Source organism: Streptomyces roseolilacinus (genome assembly GCF_014649335.1).
Taxonomy (GTDB): domain Bacteria; phylum Actinomycetota; class Actinomycetes; order Streptomycetales; family Streptomycetaceae; genus Streptomyces; species Streptomyces roseolilacinus.
Window position 1 is genome coordinate 24,945 of record NZ_BMSV01000010.1, and the last position, 21,621, is coordinate 46,565.

Sequence of the window (21,621 nt, forward strand, 5' to 3'; positions counted from 1 at the left end):
GCGCGCCGCCGGGAGGGCGTACGCGACCGGTAGCCTACGGGCCGCCGCCCCTCCGCGCTCCTGGACCACGATGCCCCCCACCGCCCCACGCCGCCGCCCGCTCGGCCGGGGCCCGGCCGTGCCCGCGGGCCCCGGGCCCCGTCCCACCGCGCAGGCCCCCGGCGGCCCCGCCGCCCCACCCGCCGGCGGGGGACCGCCCCGCGAGGAGCCACCCCGTGGCGATCCTCTTCACGATGAGCCGCCCCCCGGCGAGCCTCCTCACGACGAGCCGCCCCGCCCGGACACGGCGGCCGGCGAACCGGACGGCGGGCCGGACCGCCGCGCCGCCGGCGCCGCGGGCGCCGCGACGGGGGAGGGCGCCGGCGGGGACGCCGGCGGCTCCCGCGGGGAGGGCCGCTTCACCGTGCGGCTGGCCAACTTCGAGGGGCCCTTCGACCTCCTGCTCCAGCTGATCGCCAGGCACCGGCTGGACATCACCGAGGTCGCCCTCTCGAAGGTCACCGACGAGTTCATGGCGCACCTGCGCGCCATGGGCCCCGAGGGGAACCTCGACCAGACGACCGAGTTCCTCGTCGTCGCCGCCACCCTGCTCGACCTGAAGGCCGCCCGGCTGCTGCCCGCGGCCGAGGTGGAGGACGAGGCCGACCTCGCGCTGCTGGAGGCCCGGGACCTGCTGTTCGCCCGGCTCCTCCAGTACCGCGCGTACAAGCGGGTCGCCGCCGTCCTCGGCGACCGCCTCGACCACGAGGGCCGCCGCCACCCCCGCACCGTCGGCCTGGAGCCGCACCACGCGCGGCTGCTGCCCGAGGTGGTCCTCGGCATCGGGCCCGAGGGCCTCGCCAGGCTGGCCGTGAAGGCCATGCGGCCCAAGCCGAGGCCGCAGGTGTACGTGGACCACGTCCACGCCCCGCTGGTCAGCGTCCGCGAGCAGGCCGGGATCGTCGTGGCGCGGCTGCGGGAGCGCGGCGAGCTCCGGTTTCGCGAACTCGCCGAGGACGCGGCCGACACCCTCACCGTCGTCGCCCGCTTCCTCGCCCTCCTGGAGCTGTACCGGGACAAGGCCGTCGCCCTCGACCAGGACGACCCGCTGGGCGAGCTCACCGTCCGCTGGACCGGCGGCGACGCCGAGGCGGCGGTCACCGACGAGTTCGACCGGGTCGTGGAGCCGGAACAGGAGGAGGAGACGTGACGGACGCCCTGGAACTGAAGCCCGCCCTGGAGGCGGTCCTCATGGTCGTCGACGAGCCGGCGACCGAGGAGCACCTCGCCCGGGTGCTCGGGCGCCCCCGCCGCGAGGTCGCCGACGCGCTGCGCGAGCTGGCCGGCGAGTACGACGCCCAGGGCCGCGGCTTCGAGCTGCGCCCCGTCGCGGGCGGCTGGCGGTACTACACGCGGCCCGCGTACGCCGCCGCCGTGGAGGACTTCGTCCTCGACGGCCGGCAGGCCCGCCTCACCCAGGCCGCCCTGGAGACCCTGGCGGTCGTCGCGTACCGGCAGCCGGTCAGCCGCTCACGGGTCTCCGCGGTCCGCGGAGTGAACTGCGACGGGGTCATGCGCACCCTCCTGCAGCGCGGTCTGGTGGCGGAGGCGGGCACGGAACCCGAAACAGGTGCGATCCTGTACAGGACGACGAACCACTTCCTGGAGCGGATGGGCCTGCGCGGCCTGGACGAACTCCCCGAGCTCGCGCCCTTCCTCCCCGAGGCGGACGCGATCGAGGCCGAGACGGGGGAAGGGGCCCCGTCGTTCGATCCGGATGCACCGGATTCCGAGGACGCAGACGACAAGACGGAACTTTGATGCGAAGCAGCAGCGGCAGGAACAGCAGCGGAAACAACGGCGGGAGCCGTGGTGGCAACAGCGGCGGCCGCGGCAGCAGCGGCGGCCGCGGCGATCACCGGGGTGCCGGTGGCGGCCGCGACGACCGCCGGCAGGGCGGGAGCAACCCGCGCCGCCCCCGCCCCGAGGAGCGCAGCTACGACGTGGGCGGCGGGCCCTCCGAGGGGCCCCGGCGCGGACGCGGCGCGGCGGCCCGCGGGGGAGCCAAGGGCGGCCCCCGGCAGTCCCCCCAGCGCGGTGGCGGGCGCACGACCCCGGCGCGTCCGCGCGAGCTGGACGCCCGGATCGAGGAGCGCAACCGCGAGCGGTACGCGAACCGGCCGCAGACCGGGTCCGCCCGCCCGTCCGGGGACCAGGAGGGCGAGCGGCTCCAGAAGGTGCTCGCCCGCGCCGGCGTGGGCTCGCGGCGCGCCTGCGAGGAGCTGATCGACGCGGGCCGCGTCGAGGTCAACGGCGAGATCGTCCTCGAGCAGGGGACGCGGGTCGACCCGGAGAAGGACGAGATCAAGGTCGACGGCCTGACCGTGGCCACCCAGTCGTACCTCTTCTTCGCGCTGAACAAGCCCGCCGGCGTCGTCTCCACCATGGAGGACCCCGACGGCCGCCAGTGCCTGGGCGACTACGTCACCAACCGCGAGACCCGGCTCTTCCACGTCGGACGGCTCGACACGGAGACCGAGGGCATCATCCTGCTCACCAACCACGGTGAGCTGGCCCACCGCCTCACGCACCCGAAGTACGGCGTGAAGAAGACCTACCTGGCGGCCGTCACGGGCCCGCTCCCGCGCGAGGTGGGCAAGCGGCTCAAGGAGGGCATCCAGCTGGAGGACGGCTACGCGCGCGCCGACCACTTCCGGGTGGTCGAGCAGACGGGCAAGAACTACCTGGTCGAGGTGCAGCTCCACGAGGGCCGCAAGCACATCGTGCGCCGCATGCTCGCCGAGGCGGGCTTCCCCGTCGACAAGCTCGTCCGGACCGCCTTCGGCCCGATCCAGCTGGGCGACCAGAAGTCGGGCTGGCTGCGCCGGCTGACCAACACCGAGGTGGGCATGCTGATGAAGGAGGTCGGCCTCTGAGCCGTCCCCGCCCCCGTCACGCGGAAGCCCGCGGCCCCAGGGCCGCGGGCTTCCGCGTGCTTGCGGTCCGTTCCTCCCCCTGTTTATAGTCAGGGTGACTCTTAAGAACGTCCTCCGGAGCAGCGATGCACGCCCAGGTGCCCGACGGCTACGACCCGCGCGCCTTCGAACCGTTCGCCGTCACCGTCGACCTCGCCGTCTTCACCCTCCGCGACGACCGGCTGCACGTGCTGCTCGTCCGGCGCGGCGAGGAGCCCCACCGCGGCCGCTGGGCCCTCCCCGGCGGCTTCGTCCTGCCCCGCGAGTCCGCCGACACCGCCGCCCGCCGCGAGCTCGCCGAGGAGACCGGCCTGTCCGCCGGCACCGCCGCCCACCTCCACCTGGAGCAGCTGCGCACCTACAGCGAACCCGACCGCGACCCGCGCATGCGCGTCGTGTCCGTCGCGTACGCCGCGCTGGGCCCCGACCTGCCCGAGCCGCGCGGCGGCGGCGACGCCGCGGACGCCCGGTGGCTCCCGTACGGCACCCAGGGGGCCCTGGCCTTCGACCACGACGCGATCCTCGCCGACGCCCACGACCGCGTCGGCGCCAAGCTCGAGTACACCTGCCTGGCCACCGCCTTCTGCCCGCCCGAGTTCACCCTCGGCGAGCTGCGGCGGGTGTACGAGGCGGTGTGGGGCGTCGCGCTCGACCGCCCCAACTTCCGGCGCAAGGTCCTCTCCGCGCAGGGCTTCGTCCGCCCCGCGCAGGGGCCGCCGCGCCTCACCGGCGGCCGGGGGAAACCGGCCGCCCTCTACCGGGCGGGCGGCGCGACCGCCCTGCACCCGCCCCTGCTGCGACCGGAACGACGGGAGACGACCACATGACCGCCACCGAGGCCGCCACCAAGCGGGCCGCCACCAAGCGGGCCGCCACCAAGCGGGCCGCCACCGGCGCGCTGTTCGGGCTCGCGCTCGGCGACGCGCTGGGCCTGCCCACCGAGTTCATCGGCGTATCGAAGATCACCGAGTGGTACGGGCCCTGGCGCGAGCTGCCGCTGCCCGAGCCCGCCCGCGTCACCGACGACACCCAGATGACCCTCGCCGTCGGCCGGGCCCTGCGGACCGCCACGGGCCGGGGCGCCCTCGCGCCGGGGCGGTTCGCCCGCCCGCTGCGCGAGGAGTTCGTCGACTGGGCCGGGTCGCCCGAGAACGACCGGGCCCCCGGCCGCACCTGCCTGGTGGCCTGCGGCCTGCTGGCGGCCGACGGGCCCTGGCAGGACGCCAGCCAGCCGGGCTCCAAGGGCTGCGGCGCCAACATGCGGGTCGCGCCGCTCGGCCTCGTACCCGGACTCGACGAGGAACAGCGCGCCGGCGCCGCCCAGTTGCAGGCCGCGCTGACGCACGGGCACCCCACCGCGCTCGCCGCGTCCGACCTGACCGCCCGCGCCGTGTACCTGCTGGCCCAGGGCGTCGAGCCGCTCGGCCTGGTCGGGCTGCTGCGCTCGTACGCGTACGACCACCGCTCCCGGTACCACGAGGCGTGGCTCGGCGACCTGTGGACCCGCTCCCAGGACCCCTCGCCCCGGCATTTCGTCGAGCGCGGCTGGGACGAGTGCCTCGCCGTGCTGGAGCGCGTCGCCGCGGTCGCGCGCACCGTCAACCCGGAGACCGACCCGTGCCTGCTCACCGGCGAGGGCTGGATCGCGGAGGAGGCGCTCGCCACCGCGCTGCTGTGCTTCCTCACCTTCCCCGAGGAGCCGCTCACCGCCCTGCGCCGGGCCGCCTGCACCAGCGGCGACTCCGACTCGATCGCCTGCCTCACGGGTGCCTTCGCCGGGGCCCACCTCGGCGCGGACGCCTGGCCCGAGGAGTGGACCGAACGCGTCGAATACCGCGGAGACCTCCTCAGGCTCGGCGCTCTCTGGGATGCTTGACCGGTGATCGAACACCTGGACCTCTCCTCTGTCGTCGCCGAACAGCCCGACCGTCTGCTGTTCGCCACCGTCTCCGGCGCGCACCTGTACGGGTTCCCGTCCCGCGACTCGGACGTGGACCTGCGCGGGGTGCACCTGCTGCCGGTGGACGCGCTGATCGGTCTGCGGGAGGCGGAGGAGACCCGCTCCCGGACGTGGGAGCGCGACGGCGTCGAGATGGACCTGGTCACGCACGACCTGCGGAAGTTCGTCCGGCTGATGCTCCGGCGCAACGGGTACGTCCTGGAGCAGCTGCTGTCGCCGCTCGTCGTCCACACCGGCGACCTGCACGCCGAGCTGATCGCCCTCGCGCCCGACGTGCTCACCACCCACCACGCCCACCACTACCGGGGCTTCGCCTGCACCCAGTGGCGGCTGTTCGAGAAGAACGGCGAGCTGAAGTCGCTGCTGTACACCTTCCGCGCCCTGCTGAGCGGCATCCACCTCATGCGGTCCGGCGAGGTCGTCGCGCACCTGCCGACCCTGTGCGAGACGGTGGCCCAGGCCCCGGCGTACCTCGGGGAGCTGATCGCGGCCAAGGCCGAGGCCGAGCACGGACCGGCGGACGGCGCCGAGCCGGAGCGGCTGCACGCCGACGTGGAGGCGCTGCACGAGGCGCTCGACGCGGCGCAGGCGGCCTCCCGGCTACCCGATGCCGTGACGGGGGCGCACGACGCGCTGCACGACCTCGTCGTACGCGCCCGGCTGGGGCAGCGCGTCGAGGGCTGAGCGCAGCCGGGTCCGGAAGAGGAAGTCCTCCACCCGGTCCCGGTCGGGCTCCGCCGGCAGCGGGGAGGACGGGAGCGCCGCGTCGGTCCCGTCCGCCAGGCGGACCATCCACGCCTCGACCTCGGCCCACGGGACCTCGCCGCGCCTCACCGCGAGCAGCCGCTCCCGGTCCTCGCCCACGTCCACGGTGAGCTCGCCGGTGCGCACCAGGTCGCGGCAGCTCCCGAGGAGCCGCAGCAGGTGCATGGCGTGCTTCCAGCGGGGCGCGCCGTGCTGCCGCACGTCCGCCTCCAGCTTGCGGCGCTGCGACAGCGCGTACCGGGTGAACGTCTCGTGCACCCGCCGGGACAGGAACGCGCCGCGCAGCGCCAGCAGTTCCCGGCCGGTGTCGTCGACGTGGTCGACGAGCGGCGAGTGCAGGCACTCCAGGATGTTCGGGTTGCCCCGCAGGGCCAGCTCGCAGAAGCGCTCCAGCTCCCAGCTGAACTGCTCGGGGGCCGGGCCCTCTACGTGCGTCGGCGGCTTGGCGAAGCGCCACTGCGACGGCGTCGGGGCGAGGAACACCCCGCGGCGGTCGGTGTCGCTGCCGTCCGTCGCCAGCCCGAAGGCCCGGGACCCCATGACGCAGGAGTAGACCGTGTGGTCGCGTACGAGGGCTTCCGGAGTGAGGGCGTTCCCAGACATGGGCACGACCCTAGCGGCCCGGTTCAGGAGAGCCGGATGTCGCCGCCCGACACGGTGATCTCCCGCGGCGGCAGCGGCCGCGTCGCCGGGCCCGCGGCGACCGACGCGTCGGCGATCCGGAACCGGCTGGCGTGGCACGGGCAGTCGATCAGCCCGTCCGCCACCGAGCCGACGGTGCACCCCCGGTGGGTGCAGACGGCCGAGAACGCCTTGAAGTCGCCCGCGACCGGCTGGGTCACCACGACCTTCTCCTCGGCGAAGACCCGGCCCTCGCCGACCGGGATGTCGGACGTCGAGGCGATCACCTTCCCGCCGGGCGGGGACTCCTCGGCGCCACCGCCGCACGCGGAGGCCAGGGCGGCCGCCGCGGCCGCGGTCAGGGAGCCGGCGAGGACGGTGCGGCGGCGGGGCGCGGGCCCGGACGGCCCGTGGGGAGAGGAGGACATGACCTCATCCTGGGGCGTGCGGCCCCCCGCGGGGAAGGAAACCCGCCGGTGTCACACCCGGGGGACGAGCGCCGGGGCCCTTCCGCCCCCGCCGCGGGGCACCTCCGGGACGACCGTGGCGGCGTCCCGCTCCACCGGGCCGTACACGTGCGGGAACACCCCCGCCGCCGACTCCTCCCAGCGGACCTCCGCCGACCGCCGCTCCTCGTCGGCCACCGGCACCGGCAGCCTCCCCGGCACCGCCCGGCGGCGCGCGTCCGCGACGGCCGGCGCCACCTCGGCGTCCGCCGGGCAGTGCACGAACCCCTCCTCGGCCGGCGACGCCGGGCGGTACGGGAGAGCGGGCCGCGCGGCCCGCTCGCGCAGCGGTACGACGGGGCGGACCACGCGCACGGTCTCACCTGTCAGGAGGCCGCCGCGCGACCGCGCGGCGTTGACTACGCTGAACGCGCAGCACAGCACAGCCCACACAGCCGGGTCCCGGGCGCGAGGAGCAGACGTGGCGGTACGAGCGGTCCCCAGGGCCGTCCAGCCGGGGCGCGCCCGCACCGGGGCCGCCGGCGGGCGGTCCGGCGCCCCGTCCGCCGGCGCCCCGCCCCGCGCCGTCCGGGACGTCGCCCCCCGGGACCCCGGCCCGCCCACGACCGCCGCCGCCCGCGTCCGCCCCGGCGCCGCGGCGGCCCTCCGCAAGGACACCGCCCAGTGAGAACCGCCGTCGTCATCGGAACCGGGCTGATCGGCACGTCCGTCGCCCTCGCCCTCACCGACCGGGGCGTCACCGTCCACCTCGCCGACCACGACCCCGACAGGGCCCGCACCGCCGCCGCGCGCGGCGCCGGCACGGACGCCCCGCCGGAGGGCCCCGTCGACCTGTGCGTGGTCGCCGTGCCGCCCGCCCACGTCGCCGCCACCCTCGCCGACGCCATGCGCGCCGGCACCGCCCGCGGCTACCTCGACGTGGCCAGCGTCAAGGGCGGCCCCCTGCGGGAGCTCCAGGCCCTGGGCGCCGACCTGTCCGCGTACATCGGCACGCACCCGATGTCCGGCAAGGAGCAGTCCGGCCCGCTCGCCGGCAGCGGCGACCTCTTCGAGGGGCGCCCCTGGGTCCTCACGCCCACGCGGGACACGCACACGGAGGTGCTGAACCTCGCCCTGGAACTGGTCGCCCTGTGCCGCGCCGTCCCGGTCGTCATGGACGCCGACGCCCACGACCGGGCCGTCGCCCTCGTGTCGCACACCCCGCAGCTCGTGTCCTCCATGGTCGCCGCGCGGCTGGAGGAGGCCGAGGAGACCGCCGTGCGCCTGTGCGGGCAGGGAATCCGCGACGTCACGCGCATCGCGGCGTCCGACCCCCGCATGTGGGTCGACATCCTCTCCGCCAACCCCGGACCCGTCGCCGACGTCCTCGCCGCGCTCGCCGCCGACCTCGACGAGACGGTCAGCTCGCTGCGCGCCCTGCAGTCCGCCGACGACGGCAAGCGCCGCGAGGGCGTGACCGGCGTCGAGGACGTCCTGCGCCGCGGCAACACCGGCCGCGCCCGCGTCCCCGGCAAGCACGGCACGGCCCCGGCCGCGTACGAGACGGTCGCCGTGCTCATCAGCGACCAGCCCGGCGAGCTGGCGCGGATCTTCGCGGACGCCGGCCGGGCGGGCGTCAACGTCGAGGACGTCCGCATCGAGCACGCGACGGGGCAGCAGGCGGGTGTGGTGCAGCTGATGGTCGCCCCGTCCGCCGCACCGCTCCTCGCGGCCTCCCTGCGGGAGCGCGGCTGGGCCCTGCGCCAGTAGCGCGGGGCCGGCCGGGGGCCGGTCCACAGGGGTGCGAGGAGTGGCGGGGACAGTCGGTAACCTTGTGCCGGGCCCTCGGCAACCGGCCGGCCCCTCTCCCACGTAGGCAGGAAGGTGTCCGACACCGTGGATTCCGTGATCGTCGCCATCGACGGCCCCTCCGGTACGGGCAAGTCGAGCACCTCCAAGGCCGTCGCCGCCAAGCTCGGCCTCAGCTACCTGGACACCGGCGCCCAGTACCGGGCGATCACGTGGTGGATGATCACCAACGGGATCGACGTGGACGACGCCGCCGCCGTGGCCGACGCCTCCGGCAAGCCCGTGATCGTCTCCGGCACCGACCCGTCCCACCCGACGATCACCGTCGACGGGGTGGACGCCTCCGGCCCGATCCGCACGCAGGAGGTCACCTCCAAGGTCAGCGCCGTCAGCGCCGTCCCCGAGGTGCGCACCCGGATCACCGGGCTCCAGCGCTCCATCGCCGCCGCCGCCCCGCACGGCATCGTCGTCGAGGGCCGCGACATCGGCACCACGGTCCTCCCCGACGCCGACCTCAAGATCTTCCTCACCGCCTCCCCGGAGGCCCGCGCCGCCCGCCGCGCCGGCGAGCTGAAGGGCGCCGACGTCTCCGCCACCAGGGAGGCCCTGGTCAGGCGGGACGCCGCCGACTCCACCCGGAAGACCTCCCCCCTCGCCAAGGCCGACGACGCCGTCGAGGTGGACACCACGGAGCTGACGCTCCAGCAGGTCGTCGAGTGCGTGGTCACCCTCGTGGAGGAGCGGAGGGCGGCCGCCCAGTGACCCCCTCGGCCAAGGGCGCCGCCGTCGGGCGGGGCATCGGCATCGGCCTGATGTACGGGCTGTGGAAGCCGCGCGTGCTGGGAGCCTGGCGCGTACCGGCCTCCGGCCCCGTCATCCTCGCCGTCAACCACGCCCACAACCTCGACGGCCCCATGCTCATGGGCACCGCGCCCCGGCCCGTGCACTTCCTGATCAAGAAGGAAGCCTTCGTCGGGCCGCTCGGCCCGTTCCTGGAGGGCATCGGGCAGCTCAAGGTCGACCGCGCGACCGCCGACCGCACCGCGATCACCGGCGCCCTGGACGTCCTGGCCGCCGGCGGTGTCCTCGGGATCTTCCCCGAGGGCACCCGCGGCGAGGGCGACTTCGCGTCGCTGCGCGCGGGGCTCGCCTACTTCGCCGTGCGGTCCGGGGCGCCCGTCGTCCCGGTCGCCGTCCTGGGAAGCAGCGAGCGCCGCGGGCGGTTGCTGAAGGGGCTGCCCCCGCTGCGCAGCCGCGTCGACGTCGTCTTCGGCGACGCCTTCGACGCGGGCGACGGCAGCGGGCGCCGCACGCGCAAGGCGCTGGACGACGCCACCGTACGCATCCAGGAGCGGCTCACCGGCCACCTGGAAAACGCCAGGCGCCTCACCGGGCGCTGAGCGACACTCGAGTAGTGGGCCCGGCCCCGGCCGGCACCCACCGACCACCACGAACGCACGAGGAACGGACTTCATGAACGACCAGCACGACCACGGGGCACTTGGCGACGCCGAGTACGCGGAGTTCATGGAGCTCGCCGCCGAAGAGGGCTTCGACGTCGACGAGGTCGAAGGCGCGATCGAGGAGGCCGGGCACGGCCCGCTGCCCGTCCTCGCCGTCGTCGGCCGCCCGAACGTCGGCAAGTCGACCCTGGTGAACCGGATCATCGGCCGCCGCGAGGCCGTCGTCGAGGACCGCCCCGGCGTCACCCGCGACCGCGTCACCTACGAGGCGGAGTGGGCCGGCCGCCGCTTCAAGGTCGTCGACACGGGCGGCTGGGAGCAGGACGTGTTCGGCATCGACGCGTCCGTCGCCGCGCAGGCCGAGTTCGCGATCGAGGCGGCCGACGCCGTCGTCTTCGTCGTCGACGCGACCGTGGGCGCCACCGACACCGACGAGGCCGTCGTCAAGCTGCTGCGCCGCGCCGGCAAGCCCGTCGTCCTCGCCGCGAACAAGGTCGACGGCCCGTCCGCCGAGGCCGACGCCGCGATGCTGTGGTCCCTGGGCCTGGGCGAGCCGTTCCCCGTCTCCGCGCTGCACGGCCGCGGCACCGGCGACCTCCTCGACGAGGTCCTCAAGGCCCTGCCCGACGCGCCCGCGCAGACGTTCGGCGCCGCCGTCGGCGGCCCGCGCCGCATCGCCCTCATCGGCCGCCCGAACGTCGGCAAGTCGTCCCTCCTCAACAAGGTCGCGGGCGAGGAGCGGGTCGTCGTCAACGAGCTCGCCGGCACCACCCGCGACCCGGTCGACGAGCTCATCGAACTGGGCGGCACGACCTGGAAGTTCGTCGACACCGCCGGCATCCGCAAGAAGGTCCACCTCCAGGAGGGCGCGGACTACTACGCCTCCCTGCGCACCGCCGCCGCCGTCGAGAAGGCCGAGGTGGCCGTCGTCCTGATCGACACCACCGAGTCCATCTCCGTCCAGGACCAGCGGATCATCACGATGGCCGTCGAGGCGGGCCGGGCGCTCGTCATCGCGTACAACAAGTGGGACGAGCTCGACGAGGAGCGCCGCTACTACCTGGAGCGCGAGATCGAGACCGAGATGCAGCAGGTCTCGTGGGCGCCCCGGGTGAACGTCTCCGCCCGCACCGGCCGCCACATGGAAAAGCTCGTCCCGGCGATCGAGACCGCGCTCGCCGGCTGGGAGACCCGCGTCCCGACCGGCCGCCTCAACGCCTTCCTCGGCGAGCTCGTCGCCGCCCACCCGCACCCGATCCGCGGCGGCAAGCAGCCCCGCATCCTGTTCGGTACGCAGGCGGGCACCAAGCCGCCCCGGTTCGTGCTGTTCGCGTCCGGCTTCCTGGAGCACGGCTACCGCCGGTTCGTGGAGCGGCGCCTGCGCGAGGAGTTCGGCTTCGAGGGCACCCCGATCCACCTGTCGGTGCGGGTGAGGGAGAAGCGGGGCCGGAAGAAGTGACCGCGCGCCGGCACGGCGCACGGCGGCGGGGCCGGGGAGACGATCGCGTCTCCCCGGCCCCGCCGCCGTTCACATGCCGCGGCGCGGCGCCGGTGGCAGCGCCACCTGCGCCGGCCCGCCGTGCGGCCGGGCCGCCGCGTAGCCGCCGTACTGCTGCGCCTGCCACCCCTGCCCGTACCCGTGCGTGCCGGTGGTGTGGCCCGTGGTGTGACCGACGGGGCCCTGCCCGCCGTCGGCGTGGTGGGCCGGCGGCAGGGCCCCGAAGGCCCGGAACCTGAGGTCCTCCTCGCCGCTGCGGTCCCCGGGCAGCGCCCGGAAGGACCGGCGGTACTCGGAGTACAGCGCGTCGTAGATCGGCGTGGCCGAGTAGGACAGCCCGTCCTCCGCCGGGCGCATGGCGGGGATGTACTGATACGACTGGCGGGACGGCTCGTATGAGTGCTGCACGTAGGTGCCAACGACCCCGCCGCCCGGGGGATGCGGGCCGTCCCGGGAAATCGCCTTCCACCGGGCGGGGAGCGGGGTGCCCATCAGGACGTGCCGGCCAGCGGCATGGCGGCGGCGACCAGGCGGCCGTTCGCGGCGGCCTTCTCCAGCGCGTCGCGCAGCAGGTCCTCGCGGGGCTGCTGGCCGATGGAGCCGACGGGCGCGGCGAACACCAGCACCGTTCGCGACTTGTTCGCCGCCGTCCGCCAGCCCTCGGTGACCTGGAGCGGTTGGTGCGCCTGCCACCAGGCGACCGGCTGGGTGCCGACCGCGCTCGGCTGGAGGATCGCGTGGAGCTGCCCCATGGCGAGCAGCACGGACCAGCCCGTGAGCACCGACGGCTTCAGCGTGAGGCTGGAGACCGGGAGGAAGCCCTGCTCGACGAGGAGCGGCAGGAACTCGTCCTCCGTGCCGTACGAACCGGGGCGGGTGATCGGCGCGGTCGGCTCGACGACGAGCGCCGGGTGCAGGTCCCCGTCGATGAGGACCAGCCCGCTCGTCACGCCCAGGACGGCCTGCTGGGTGTCCTGCGGCACCTGCGCGGGCGCGGGCCGCTGCGGTTCCTGCCCGGTGATCGACCGGACGGCGCCCTGCAGCTGCTCCTCCGAGACCCTGACGACCTGGGAGGGGATGCAGGTGGCGTGGGCGAAGGCGAGGACGGCGGTCTCGTCGCCGACGAACAGCACGGTGCTGGTGCGCTCCTGCTCGGGGTCGCCCGGGGTGCGGCAGGAGGTGCAGTCGTAGCTGCCCGGGGCGTTCTCGCCGGCGAGCAGCCGGTCGGCTTCGTCGTCGCCGATCTCGGCGCGTACGTCCTCGCTGACGTCGAGCATGCGCGGCACGGGTGGCTCCTCGGACTCGTTGGTGCGTGCGGTGCCGGGCGGGTCCCGGCACATCTCATGAAGGGTTCAACGGGTGAGTGCCGACCGGGGTCACGCGTGCGGGGCGACCGAATCGGCGGCCGGATCCGGCCCGGTGCCGTCCGGGCGGCCGGGTCTGCCGACCGGGTGGGTTTGCGGCGCGGCGGGGCGGCACGCCGGTGCGGTACGGGGGCGGGGCACGGGGCGGTGCCTAGCGTGGCCCGATGCCGAAGCAGCCGAAACCTTCATGCACCGCGCGCGTGCGGGGCGGCGCCGTGGCGCCGGCGTCCGCCGCGCTGTTCGTGCCCGTACTGGCCCTCGCCTTCGCCCTGGTACCGGCCCTGCCGCGGGGCGCGGCCGCCTGGGCCTCCCCGCCGCCCTCCGCGCCCGCCGCCGCCGTGCCCGCCACCACCGCATCCGCCTCCGTGCCCGCCTCCGTGCCCGCGCCGCCGGGCCGCCGGGCGCCCGGCGCGGACACGTCCGCCGACTGCCCCGGCGACTGGCCCTGGGGCTGCGTCGCCCTCTGTGAGAGCGGCGGCCGCTGGGACGCCGACACCGGCAACGGCTTCTACGGCGGGCTGCAGTTCAAGCAGTCCACGTGGGAGGAGTTCGGCGGCCTGGCGTACGCGCGGCGCGCCGACCTGGCGACCCGCGCGCAGCAGATCACCGTCGCGCAGGAGGTGCTGCGCTGGCAGGGGTGGAACGCGTGGCCCACCTGCTCCCGCCGGTACGGGCTGTCCGGCCGGTACCACACGGTCCAGCCGGGCGACACGCTGAGCGGGGTGGCCCGGCGCTTCGGCGTCGCCGGCGGCTGGCAGGCGCTGTACGCCGCGAACCGGGACCTCGTGGGCGGCGACCCGAACGTCCTCAGGCCCGGCTGGATGCTGCTCCTCCCGTAGGCCCCCCGAAGCGCCGCCGCGCGGCGGCCTCCGCGGCCTCGCCGCTGAACGCGACCGTCCCGCGGCGCAGTTCGTGGACGAGGGCGCCGCGCGGCAGGCCCTCCGGGAGGCGCCGGCCGGTGGTGACGACCGCCGCCCCCCGCGCGCACACGCCGCCCAGCAGGGCGTACGTACGCGCCGCCACCGCCGGCGACATGCCGAGCGTCGGCTCGTCGACGAGCACGACGCGCGCGGGCCCCGCCAGCGCCCGCGACACGGCCAGCATCCGCCGCTCGCCGCCCGACAGCGTGCCGGCCCGGCGGGGGAGCAGGGGGCGCAGCTCCGGGTACGCGTCGAGGGCGGCCGAGGGGTCCCCGGCGAGCCGCAGGTTCTCCGCGACCGTGAGCGTGGCGTACACGGCGCGCAGGTCGGGCACGAAGCACAGCCCCCGGCGTGCCCGCAGGTGCGCCGGCAGCCGCGTCACGTCGTCGCCGCGCCACAGCACCCGCCCCGCCGCCGGGCGCACCGTCCCCGCGAGGGCGCGCAGCACGGTCGTGCGGCCGGAGCCGTTGCGGCCGAGCAGCACGGTGGCCGTGCCGGCCGGGACGGGCAGGTCCACGCCGTGCAGCGCCTCCAGCGGCCCGTACCGGACGCGCACGGCGCGCAGCTCCATCTCCACGCTCACGCCACGATCCTCCCGGCCTCCATCACGTGGACGGTGTGCGCGACGCCGGCCACCAGGTCCGGGTCGTGCTCGACGACCAGGACGGCCGTGCCGTCGGCGGCCAGGGCGGCGAGGACCCGGGCGAGCGCGGCGGTCTCGGCGGCGTCCAGGCCGGCGGCGGGCTCGTCGAGCAGCAGCGTGTGCGGCCGCCCCGCCAGGGCCCGGCCCAGCTCGGTCCGGCGCAGGACGCCCGTCGGCAGCCCGGCGGCGGGCCGGTGCCGCACGGGCCCGTCGAGGCCCGTCAGCCGCAGCGCCTGCTCGGTGGCGGTGTCCGCCTCGCCGCGGCCCCGGCCCCGCTCGGCGCCGAGACGGACGTTCTCCTCGACCGTCAGGGACGGGAAGACGGCCGGCTCCTGGAACGTCCGCGCGATCCCCAGCCGGGTACGGGCGTGCGCGGGCCGGCGCGTGATGTCGGCCCCGTCGAGCGTGACCCGGCCGGCGGCGGGCCGCACGGTGCCGGCGAGGCAGTGGAACAGGGTGCTCTTGCCCGCCCCGTTGGCCCCCACGAGCGCGGTGACCCGGCCGGGTACGAGCGAGAGGTCGACCCGGTCGAGCGCGGTGACCCCGCCGTACCGCACGCTGAGCCCCCGCGCCCGCACCCGGGGCGCGGGCGGGCCGCCCGGACCGGTGGCGCCGTCCGCCGTGCCGTCCGTGCGGCCCGCGACCGCCGTGCCGTCCGCGACCGCCGTGCCGCCCGTGTCCGGTGTCGGTGCCGGTGCCGGGGTCGCCGGGGCCGCCGGGGCGCGCGCCGCGTCCGGCGCGGCCCTCCCGGGGCCGGGGCGCCCCGGCGCGCGGCGGCGCTGCGGGAGCAGGGACGTCAGCGGGGGGAGCCGGGCGGTCAGGGCGGCCAGGAGGCCGACGGCCGCCGCCGCCGCGCCGCCCCGGGCGCCCGCGTCCAGGCCGACCAGGAGCGCCGCCGCCAGCAGCGGGGACAGCAGGCTGTCCGCGCCGAGGACCAGGACCGCCGCGAACCACAGCAGCGCCCGTACCGGGTCGAACGCCGCCGCGTCGAACGCGCGGACGCCCATGCCCAGCAGCCCGCCGCCCAGCGCCGCCAGCGCCGCGCCCGCCACGAACACCAGCACCTTCAGCGCGGGCACCGGCACGCCCGCCGCCGCCGCGCCCGCCTCGTGGTCGCGCAGGGCGGCCAGGGCCCTGCCCGTACGGCCCCGGCGCAGCGCCGCGACGCCGGCCAGCGCGCCCGCCAGGACGACCAGCTCCAGCACGTAGAAGCGGCGGTCGGTCAGGAAGCCCGCCGGGCGCTCCACCACCAGGCCCGCCGTCGCGTACGGCTGCGCCAGGACGAACCGGCTCACCGCGACGCCCACCGCCAGCGTCACCAGCGCCAGCGCCAGCCCGCGCCGCCGGATCGCGGGCCAGCCGGTCAGCAGCCCGAGCGGCGCCACCAGCACCACCGCCGCGCCCAGCGCCGCGAGCTCCGGCAGCCGCGGCAGGCCCGGCATCCGCCCGGCCGCCAGGAGCGCCGTGAACAGGGCGCCCAGGCCCGCGTACGCCGCCTGCCCCAGGGAGATCTGCCCGCCCCGGCCCGTCACCACCACCAGCGACAGCAGGACCACCGCCAGGGCGGGCACCTGCACCGAGGTGCGCAGGTCCGCGCCCGCGAACCCCAGCGGCAGGACCAGCGGGAGCGCCACGCACAGCCACAGCCCGGGCGGCACCCGCGCGCCCGCCGTCGTCCCGCGCGGCAGCACGTCCCGCCCGCCGGCGCCCACGGCGGGCCACGCCAGGGCCGCCACCAGCAGCGCCACCGCGAACAGGTTCGCGCCGACCGACTGCACCAGCGGCCCCGCCCAGCCGCCCGGGTGGAACCGGGTCAGCTGCGCCTGGGCCACGCCGATCGCCAGCGCCGCCCCCACCGCGACGGGCAGGCTCCGCATCCGCGCCGCCACGGCCACGGCGATGACCTCCACGACGAGCAGCGGCAGCCCGTACGGGTCCAGCCGCACGTGCGGCGCCAGCAGCACACCCGTCAGCCCCGCCGTGAACGACCCGAACGCCCACCCCGCCGCCGCCACCCGGTCGGCGGCGATCCCGCCCAGCACCGCCAGCTCCCGGTCGTCCACCACGGCCCGCAGCTCCCGCCCCAGCCGCGTCCACCGGGTCACCGCGCCGACCGCGCACGCCACCGCCACGGCGACGGCCACCTGCGCCCACGGGGCGTCGCCCGGCAGCACCGGCGCGTCCGCCCGCGCCCCGCCGCCCCACACGAGCGCGGCGCCCCCCACGAGCAGCACGAACACGCCGATCGACGCCACCAGCGTCAGCGCCGGGTCGGCGCCCGGCAGCACCGCCGGCCGGAACACCACCCGGTACAGCACCAGGCCGATCCCCGGCGCGACCAGCAGCAGCGTCGCGCAGGCCGCGGGCGCGAGCGGCCAGCCCCACTCGACCACCAGGTGGCGCAGCACGTACGCGCACACCATGGCGACCGCGCCGTGCGCCAGGTTCAGCACGCCCGTCGCCCGGTAGGTGACGATCAGCCCGATCCCGGTGAGCGCGGCCGCGCCGCCGACCGCCAGCCCGGCGAGGAACAGCTCGTACGTCAGCGCGCCCACGGCCCGGCCCCGGCGGCCGCCGCGGGACCGCCCCCCTTCCCCGGCTCGCAGACCGGGCACGGGTCGAGCGCGGCGCCGCCCGCCGGGAGCACCCCCGGCCTGCCGGCCACCAGCGGGCAGTCGGGGCGGTGCGCCAGGGTGCCGCCCGGCACCCGTACGGGTGGTTCGTCCGACGAGGGGCGGAAGGCGCCCCCGGCGGGTTCCTCCGGGGGCCGCGCGTCCCCGTCCGCGCCCGGCGCCGCCCGGCCCGCGGCGGACGCGGCCACCCACACCGCGCCCGCCACGACCAGGGCGGCCCCCGGCACCGTGGCGGACGCCAGGTGGGGGAGCTGCCGCTCCGCGAACCGCTCGCCGGACACGCCGTACCAGCCGAGCACGCACAGCACGGCGCCCCCGGCGAGGGCGGTCAGGCCGCCCCACCACAGCAGTCGCGGCATCGGGACCCCTTCGCGCTACTCCACTGGCGACACATGGTGATTCCTTGCACTATGCCGGTGAATGTCCTTTTTCCGTGCAGTGAGAGACCCCGGTGGTGACCCAGATGGTCCACGCGACCCCCCGCAGGGCCCGCACGCGCACCGCAGCGCTGGCGACGGCCGCCGTCCTCGCCCTCGTACCGCTGACCGCGTCGTGCGGCGAAGGGGACGACGCCAGCGTCGGCCCGCAGTCCCCCGACCTCCAGACGACCTCCGAGGCCGCGAGCCCTCCCGCGTCCCCCACGGCCACCGCCACCGGCTCGCCCACCGCCACCGGCAGCGCGCCCGCCGACCCGCAGGACGCCGAGGAGGAGATCCGCGAGAACTGGACGGAGTTCTTCGACCCCAAGACCTCCACCGACGAGAGGGTCCGGCTGCTGGAGAACGGCGACCGGCTGCGCCCCGTCATCGAGGCCTTCGGCAACGACCCGAACGCCGCGAAGACCTCCGCCCGGGTGAAGTCCGTCTCCTTCACCTCGGCCACCGGGGCGGACGTCACCTACGACGTGCTCGTCGGCGGCCGCCCCGCCCTGCCCGGCTCCAAGGGCACCGCCGTCCTCCAGCAGGACACCTGGAAGGTCTCCCGCAACACCCTCTGCGCGCTGGTGAAGCTCAGCGGCAATGCGGCCGTTCCGGGGTGCTGAGCCCCTCCTCCCGGCGGCGCTCGCGGTCCTCGTCGCGCTGAGCGCCGCCTGCGGCAGCCGGCTGCCGGAAGGCGACTTCACGTCCCCCCCGCCCGCCGCCACGCCCGGCGCGCCGCCGATCCGCGTCGGCGTCATCACCAGCGCCACCAGCCCCGTCGGGGGCGAGGCGTTCACCGGGCCGCGCGACGGCGCACTGGCGTACTTCGCCGCCCTCAACGCGAGCGGCGGCCTCGACGGCCGCCGCGTCGAACCGCTCACCTGCGACGACGGCGGCAGCGGCGCCGGCAACCACACCTGCGTCACCGAGCTGGTCGAGCAGCGCCGGGTGTTCGCCCTCGTCGCCACCACCGCCCTCGACTACGCCGCCGCCCCGCGCGTCTCCCGCGCCGGCGTCCCCGACGTCGGCGGCCAGCCCATCGGCCCCGCCTACGACACCCACCCGCACCTGTACGGGATCCACGGCAGCTCCGCGCCCCGCACCGGCGGCCGGCCCGGCTGGAACGGCGTCCTGTACGGCGGCACCGAGGTCTACCGCTACTTCAGGCGGACCCACGGCGCCCGCACCGCCGCCGTCGTCTCCTACAACCAGCCCTCCTCCGCCGCCTACGCCCGCCTCGTCACCCGGGGCCTGCGGGCGGAGGGGTACCGGGTCGTCACCGAACAGGTCGACTTCGCCCTGCCCAACTTCCGGGCCGTCGCCGCCGACCTGCGCGTCCAGCGCCCCGACCTCGTCCTCGACGCCCTCGACGGCCACGGCAACGCCCGGCTGTGCGAGGCGATGGACGCGGTCGGCGCCGTCCCCACCGCCAAGGTCACCCACGTCCAGAACTGGGACTCGACGGTCCCCGACCAGTACCGGAAGTCCCCGCGCTGCCGCAACGCCCTCTGGGCGACCGGCTCCAGCCGCAACCACGACGACGCCTCCCACCCGGCCGTCCGCGCGTTCCGCGCGGCCATGGACACCCACGCCCGGGGCGTGACGACCCGCTCCCAGTGGCAGGTGGAGGGCTGGGCCGCGGCCATGTGGTTCACCGACGCGGCCCGCTCCTGCCTCGCCGGCCCCGGCGGCCTCACCCGCGCCTGCGTCGAGCGGTTCCTCACCCGCCGCGAGCCCTACACCGCGCGCGGACTGCTCCTGCCCGTGCGCTTCGAACACCTCGACCGGCCGCCGCGGACCCGCCGCGCCTGCCTGTCCGTCGCCCGCTGGCGGGACGGCCGCGGCTGGGTCACCCAGGGCGACATGAACCGGAACTGCGCCACCGTCCCCCAGCTCGGATACCGCCCGTGACGGCCAAGTACAGTCCACCCTTGACGACCTATCGACCTGGGGGACCCGGCCACGCGATGCACATCTCCTTCCTGCTCCACAACGCGTACGGGATCGGCGGCACCATCCGCACGACCTTCAACCTCGCCGAGGCGCTCGCCGCCCGCCACGACGTGGAGATCGTCTCCGTCTTCCGCCACCGCGACGAGCCGACCCTCGGCGCCCCCGCCGGCGTGACCCTGAAGCACCTCGTCGACCTGCGCAGGCACAGCCCCGGGTACGACGGCGACCACCCCGACTACCAGGCGCCCGCCAGGGTCTTCCCGCGCGGCGACGGCCGCTGGAAGCAGTACAGCCGCCTCACCGACACGAGGATCGCCGCGCACCTGCGGACGGTGGAGGCGGACGTCGTCGTCGGCACCCGGCCCGGACTCAACGTGCACATCGCCCGGCAGACCCGCCGCGGCCCCGTCCGCGTCGGCCAGGAGCACCTCACCCTGGACAGCCACGGCTACCGGTTGCGCCGCGAGATCGGCTTCCGCTACCCGCTGCTCGACGCCGTCACCACCGTCACCGAGGCCGACGCCCGCTCGTACCGCACCAGGCTCAAGCTGCCCGGCGTCCGCATCGACGCCGTCCCCAACAGCGTCCCCGCGCCCACCGTCGCACCCGCCGACTCCACCGCCAAGTGGGTCGTGGCGGCCGGCCGGCTCACCAAGGTCAAGCGGTACGACCTGCTGGTCGAGGCGTTCGCGAAGGTCGTCGCCGCCCGCCCCGACTGGCGGCTGCGGATCTACGGCTCCGGCGACGCCACCGGCAACGAGAGGGACGCCCTGCGCGCCCTGATCGAGCAGCGCGGACTGCACAACCACGTCCACCTGATGGGCCCGGCCAACCCCCTCGAACCGGAGTGGGTCAAGGGGTCCGTCGCCGCCGTCACCTCCCGCCTGGAGTCCTTCGGCATGACCATCGTCGAGGCGATGCGCTGCGGCCTGCCGGTCGTCTCCACCGACTGCCCGCACGGCCCCCGCGAGATCATCGAGGACGGCGTCGACGGCCGGCTCGTCCCGGTCGGCGACGCGGACGCCGTCGCCGAGGCGCTGCTCGGCCTCATCCAGGACGACGAGCTGCGCCGCCGCGCCGGGCAGGCCGCGCTCGCCGCGTCCCGCCGCTTCGACCCCGTACGGATCGCGGAGCGGCACGAGGCGCTGTTCGCGGAACTGGTCGCCCGCGGGTCCGGCGCCGCCTCCCGCGGCCGCGGCCGCGACGCGCTCCACCGCGCGCGGGGCGCCGTCCTCGACGCCGCGTACACCGCCCGCTACCGGGCCGCCGACGTCCTCAGGAAGGGGAAGCGCGCATGACCGGGACCACGGACGCCTCCCGGCCCAAGGGCCCGCGCGCCGACTGCGTCGCGGACTCGGCGGGCGGCATCACGTTCGACATGGCGGGCCACGGCGCCGGGGAGGCCCCCCTGCCCGAACGGGGCGGGGAACCGGCCCTGGTGCTGCGCCGCCGGGGCGCCGCCCCCGCCGAGGAGACGCGGCTGCCCCTCACCCCGGCCGGCGGGGACCGGTCGCGCGCCGTCCTGCCCAGTACGGTCGAGCTGGCGGAGGGCCACTGGGACGTGTCCGTCGGGGACCGCCCGGTGGAGCCGGGCATCCGCGACGTGCGCGCCCTCGTCGACCGCGTCCCCGGGCCGTCCGGGCCGGTCGCCGCGCGCGTCCCGTACCCCACGGCGGACGGGCGGCTCGCCGTGCGCAGCTGGCTGCGCGCCCGGCACGCCGAGGCCGGCGACCTGACGTTCGGGGAGGGCGCCTGCACGGTCGAGGGCCGGCTGTACGGCGCCCCGCTCGGCGCCGGCGCGGTGGCCGAGGCGCGTCTGGGCGACGAGGTGCGGGAGGTGCCGGCGAGCGGCGAGGGGCACGCGTTCGCCTTCACGCTGCCCTACGACCGGCTCGCGCGGCCGTCGCTGGACCGGCAGCGGGTCTGGCAGCTGTGGCTGCGGCCCTCCGCCGGCGCCGAGCCGGTGCGGGTCGCCCGGATCCTCGACGACGTGTGGGACCGCAGGAACGTCTTCGTGTACCCGGAGTCCGAGGGCGAGGGGTTCCGCGCGGCGCCCTGCTACAGCGCCGACAACGAGCTCTGCGTCCGCGTCACCCCGCTCCCGTAGTCCCCCCGGCCGCGGGAGCCGGGCCGCCCGGTGCCCGCCGCACACGGCCGCGGGCGGCCCCGGCGT

24 protein-coding genes are annotated in these 21,621 nt (G+C 76.5%); 16 read left to right on the top strand and 8 right to left on the bottom strand.

Annotation, left to right across the window (positions count from 1 at the left end):
• Nucleotides 1–70: 70 nt before the first annotated feature.
• From IE106_RS22765 to IE106_RS22790, 6 genes are all read left to right on the top strand, one after another.
• Nucleotides 71–1,189 carry a segregation and condensation protein A gene (locus tag IE106_RS22765; protein ID WP_189537042.1) on the top strand — a complete coding sequence of 373 codons (1,119 nt, stop codon included), beginning with the start codon at nucleotides 71–73 and terminating at the stop codon, nucleotides 1,187–1,189.
• A 41-nt stretch (nucleotides 1,190–1,230) separates the two neighbouring features.
• Nucleotides 1,231–1,800 carry an SMC-Scp complex subunit ScpB gene (gene scpB, locus IE106_RS22770; protein ID WP_229840727.1) on the top strand — a complete coding sequence of 190 codons (570 nt, stop codon included), beginning with the start codon at nucleotides 1,231–1,233 and terminating at the stop codon, nucleotides 1,798–1,800.
• Nucleotides 1,800–2,915, top strand: a complete 1,116-nt coding sequence (locus tag IE106_RS22775) for a pseudouridine synthase (RefSeq protein WP_189537043.1) — start codon at nucleotides 1,800–1,802, stop codon at nucleotides 2,913–2,915. Before scpB ends, IE106_RS22775 begins: the two co-directional genes overlap by 1 nt.
• Before the next feature lie 125 nt (nucleotides 2,916–3,040).
• Complete coding sequence (locus IE106_RS22780; protein WP_189537044.1) at nucleotides 3,041–3,781, top strand: NUDIX hydrolase; 741 nt, start codon at nucleotides 3,041–3,043, stop codon at nucleotides 3,779–3,781.
• A complete protein-coding gene (locus tag IE106_RS22785; protein ID WP_189537045.1) occupies nucleotides 3,778–4,830 on the top strand; it encodes an ADP-ribosylglycohydrolase family protein in 1,053 nt (350 codons plus the stop codon). The genes IE106_RS22780 and IE106_RS22785 overlap by 4 nt, the downstream gene beginning before the upstream one ends.
• A 3-nt stretch (nucleotides 4,831–4,833) precedes the next feature.
• Nucleotides 4,834–5,598 carry a nucleotidyltransferase domain-containing protein gene (locus IE106_RS22790; protein ID WP_189537046.1) on the top strand — a complete coding sequence of 255 codons (765 nt, stop codon included), beginning with the start codon at nucleotides 4,834–4,836 and terminating at the stop codon, nucleotides 5,596–5,598.
• Here the strand turns inward: IE106_RS22790 and IE106_RS22795 are convergent.
• From IE106_RS22795 to IE106_RS22805, 3 genes are read right to left on the bottom strand one after another with little or no spacing between them, the layout of a single operon-like run.
• Nucleotides 5,515–6,282, bottom strand: a complete 768-nt coding sequence (locus tag IE106_RS22795) for a nucleotidyltransferase domain-containing protein (RefSeq protein WP_189537047.1) — start codon at nucleotides 6,280–6,282, stop codon at nucleotides 5,515–5,517. The two genes, IE106_RS22790 and IE106_RS22795, sit on opposite strands and share 84 nt — an antisense overlap.
• Nucleotides 6,283–6,305: 23 nt before the next feature.
• Complete coding sequence (locus IE106_RS22800; RefSeq protein WP_189537048.1) at nucleotides 6,306–6,728, bottom strand: Rieske (2Fe-2S) protein; 423 nt, start codon at nucleotides 6,726–6,728, stop codon at nucleotides 6,306–6,308.
• Nucleotides 6,729–6,779: 51 nt separating this feature from the next.
• Nucleotides 6,780–7,121, bottom strand: a complete 342-nt coding sequence (locus IE106_RS22805; RefSeq protein WP_229840717.1) for a DUF952 domain-containing protein — start codon at nucleotides 7,119–7,121, stop codon at nucleotides 6,780–6,782.
• Between the two features lie 106 nt (nucleotides 7,122–7,227).
• On the opposite strand from IE106_RS22805, the gene IE106_RS22810 reads away from it, so the two are divergent.
• The 5 genes from IE106_RS22810 to der all read left to right on the top strand — a co-directional run bounded on the left by IE106_RS22810 (nucleotide 7,228) and on the right by der (nucleotide 11,477).
• Nucleotides 7,228–7,434, top strand: a complete 207-nt coding sequence (locus IE106_RS22810) for a hypothetical protein (protein ID WP_189537049.1) — start codon at nucleotides 7,228–7,230, stop codon at nucleotides 7,432–7,434.
• The gene (locus IE106_RS22815) at nucleotides 7,431–8,516 is read left to right on the top strand and encodes a prephenate dehydrogenase (RefSeq protein ID WP_189537050.1); all 1,086 of its coding nucleotides are present in this window, start codon (nucleotides 7,431–7,433) and stop codon (nucleotides 8,514–8,516) included. The genes IE106_RS22810 and IE106_RS22815 overlap by 4 nt, the downstream gene beginning before the upstream one ends.
• Nucleotides 8,517–8,630: 114 nt before the next feature.
• Nucleotides 8,631–9,317, top strand: coding sequence for a (d)CMP kinase (cmk, locus tag IE106_RS22820; RefSeq protein ID WP_189537051.1), 687 nt, complete (start codon nucleotides 8,631–8,633; stop codon nucleotides 9,315–9,317).
• A gap of 50 nt (nucleotides 9,318–9,367) precedes the next feature.
• Entirely contained in the window at nucleotides 9,368–9,955 is a 588-nt protein-coding gene (locus IE106_RS22825) for a lysophospholipid acyltransferase family protein (protein ID WP_189537254.1), read from the top strand.
• Between the two features lie 73 nt (nucleotides 9,956–10,028).
• Nucleotides 10,029–11,477, top strand: a complete 1,449-nt coding sequence (gene der / locus IE106_RS22830; RefSeq protein ID WP_189537052.1) for a ribosome biogenesis GTPase Der — start codon at nucleotides 10,029–10,031, stop codon at nucleotides 11,475–11,477.
• A 69-nt stretch (nucleotides 11,478–11,546) separates the two neighbouring features.
• Here the strand turns inward: der and IE106_RS22835 are convergent, their stop codons facing one another.
• A complete protein-coding gene (locus IE106_RS22835; protein ID WP_373295973.1) occupies nucleotides 11,547–11,924 on the bottom strand; it encodes a hypothetical protein in 378 nt (125 codons plus the stop codon).
• An 83-nt stretch (nucleotides 11,925–12,007) separates the two neighbouring features.
• A complete protein-coding gene (locus tag IE106_RS22840; RefSeq protein ID WP_189537053.1) occupies nucleotides 12,008–12,802 on the bottom strand; it encodes a DUF8842 C-terminal domain-containing protein in 795 nt (264 codons plus the stop codon).
• Between the two features lie 242 nt (nucleotides 12,803–13,044).
• Between IE106_RS22840 and IE106_RS22845 the strand changes: the two genes are divergently transcribed.
• Nucleotides 13,045–13,719 carry a LysM peptidoglycan-binding domain-containing protein gene (locus tag IE106_RS22845; protein ID WP_373295974.1) on the top strand — a complete coding sequence of 225 codons (675 nt, stop codon included), beginning with the start codon at nucleotides 13,045–13,047 and terminating at the stop codon, nucleotides 13,717–13,719.
• On the opposite strand, the gene IE106_RS22850 is transcribed toward IE106_RS22845, so the two are convergent.
• From IE106_RS22850 to IE106_RS22860, 3 genes are read right to left on the bottom strand one after another with little or no spacing between them, the layout of a single operon-like run.
• A complete protein-coding gene (locus IE106_RS22850; protein WP_189537054.1) occupies nucleotides 13,688–14,383 on the bottom strand; it encodes an ATP-binding cassette domain-containing protein in 696 nt (231 codons plus the stop codon). The two genes, IE106_RS22845 and IE106_RS22850, sit on opposite strands and share 32 nt — an antisense overlap.
• Nucleotides 14,380–16,998 carry an ABC transporter permease subunit gene (locus IE106_RS22855; RefSeq protein ID WP_189537055.1) on the bottom strand — a complete coding sequence of 873 codons (2,619 nt, stop codon included), beginning with the start codon at nucleotides 16,996–16,998 and terminating at the stop codon, nucleotides 14,380–14,382. Before IE106_RS22855 ends, IE106_RS22850 begins: the two co-directional genes overlap by 4 nt.
• Nucleotides 16,986–17,435, bottom strand: coding sequence for a hypothetical protein (locus IE106_RS22860; protein WP_189537056.1), 450 nt, complete (start codon nucleotides 17,433–17,435; stop codon nucleotides 16,986–16,988). Before IE106_RS22860 ends, IE106_RS22855 begins: the two co-directional genes overlap by 13 nt.
• A gap of 104 nt (nucleotides 17,436–17,539) precedes the next feature.
• On the opposite strand from IE106_RS22860, the gene IE106_RS22865 reads away from it, so the two are divergent.
• Genes IE106_RS22865 through IE106_RS22880 form a run of 4 tightly spaced genes read left to right on the top strand, consistent with a single transcriptional unit; the run spans nucleotide 17,540 to nucleotide 21,555 of the window.
• The gene (locus IE106_RS22865; RefSeq protein ID WP_189537057.1) at nucleotides 17,540–18,118 is read left to right on the top strand and encodes an MTB12 C-terminal domain-containing protein; all 579 of its coding nucleotides are present in this window, start codon (nucleotides 17,540–17,542) and stop codon (nucleotides 18,116–18,118) included.
• Nucleotides 18,096–19,406 (top strand): ABC transporter substrate-binding protein, encoded by a 1,311-nt coding sequence (locus tag IE106_RS22870; protein ID WP_189537058.1) that lies wholly within the window; start codon nucleotides 18,096–18,098, stop codon nucleotides 19,404–19,406. Before IE106_RS22865 ends, IE106_RS22870 begins: the two co-directional genes overlap by 23 nt.
• Before the next feature lie 56 nt (nucleotides 19,407–19,462).
• Nucleotides 19,463–20,746 carry a glycosyltransferase family 4 protein gene (locus tag IE106_RS22875; RefSeq protein WP_189537257.1) on the top strand — a complete coding sequence of 428 codons (1,284 nt, stop codon included), beginning with the start codon at nucleotides 19,463–19,465 and terminating at the stop codon, nucleotides 20,744–20,746.
• Nucleotides 20,743–21,555, top strand: a complete 813-nt coding sequence (locus IE106_RS22880; protein WP_189537059.1) for a hypothetical protein — start codon at nucleotides 20,743–20,745, stop codon at nucleotides 21,553–21,555. Before IE106_RS22875 ends, IE106_RS22880 begins: the two co-directional genes overlap by 4 nt.
• Nucleotides 21,556–21,621 lie beyond the last annotated feature (66 nt).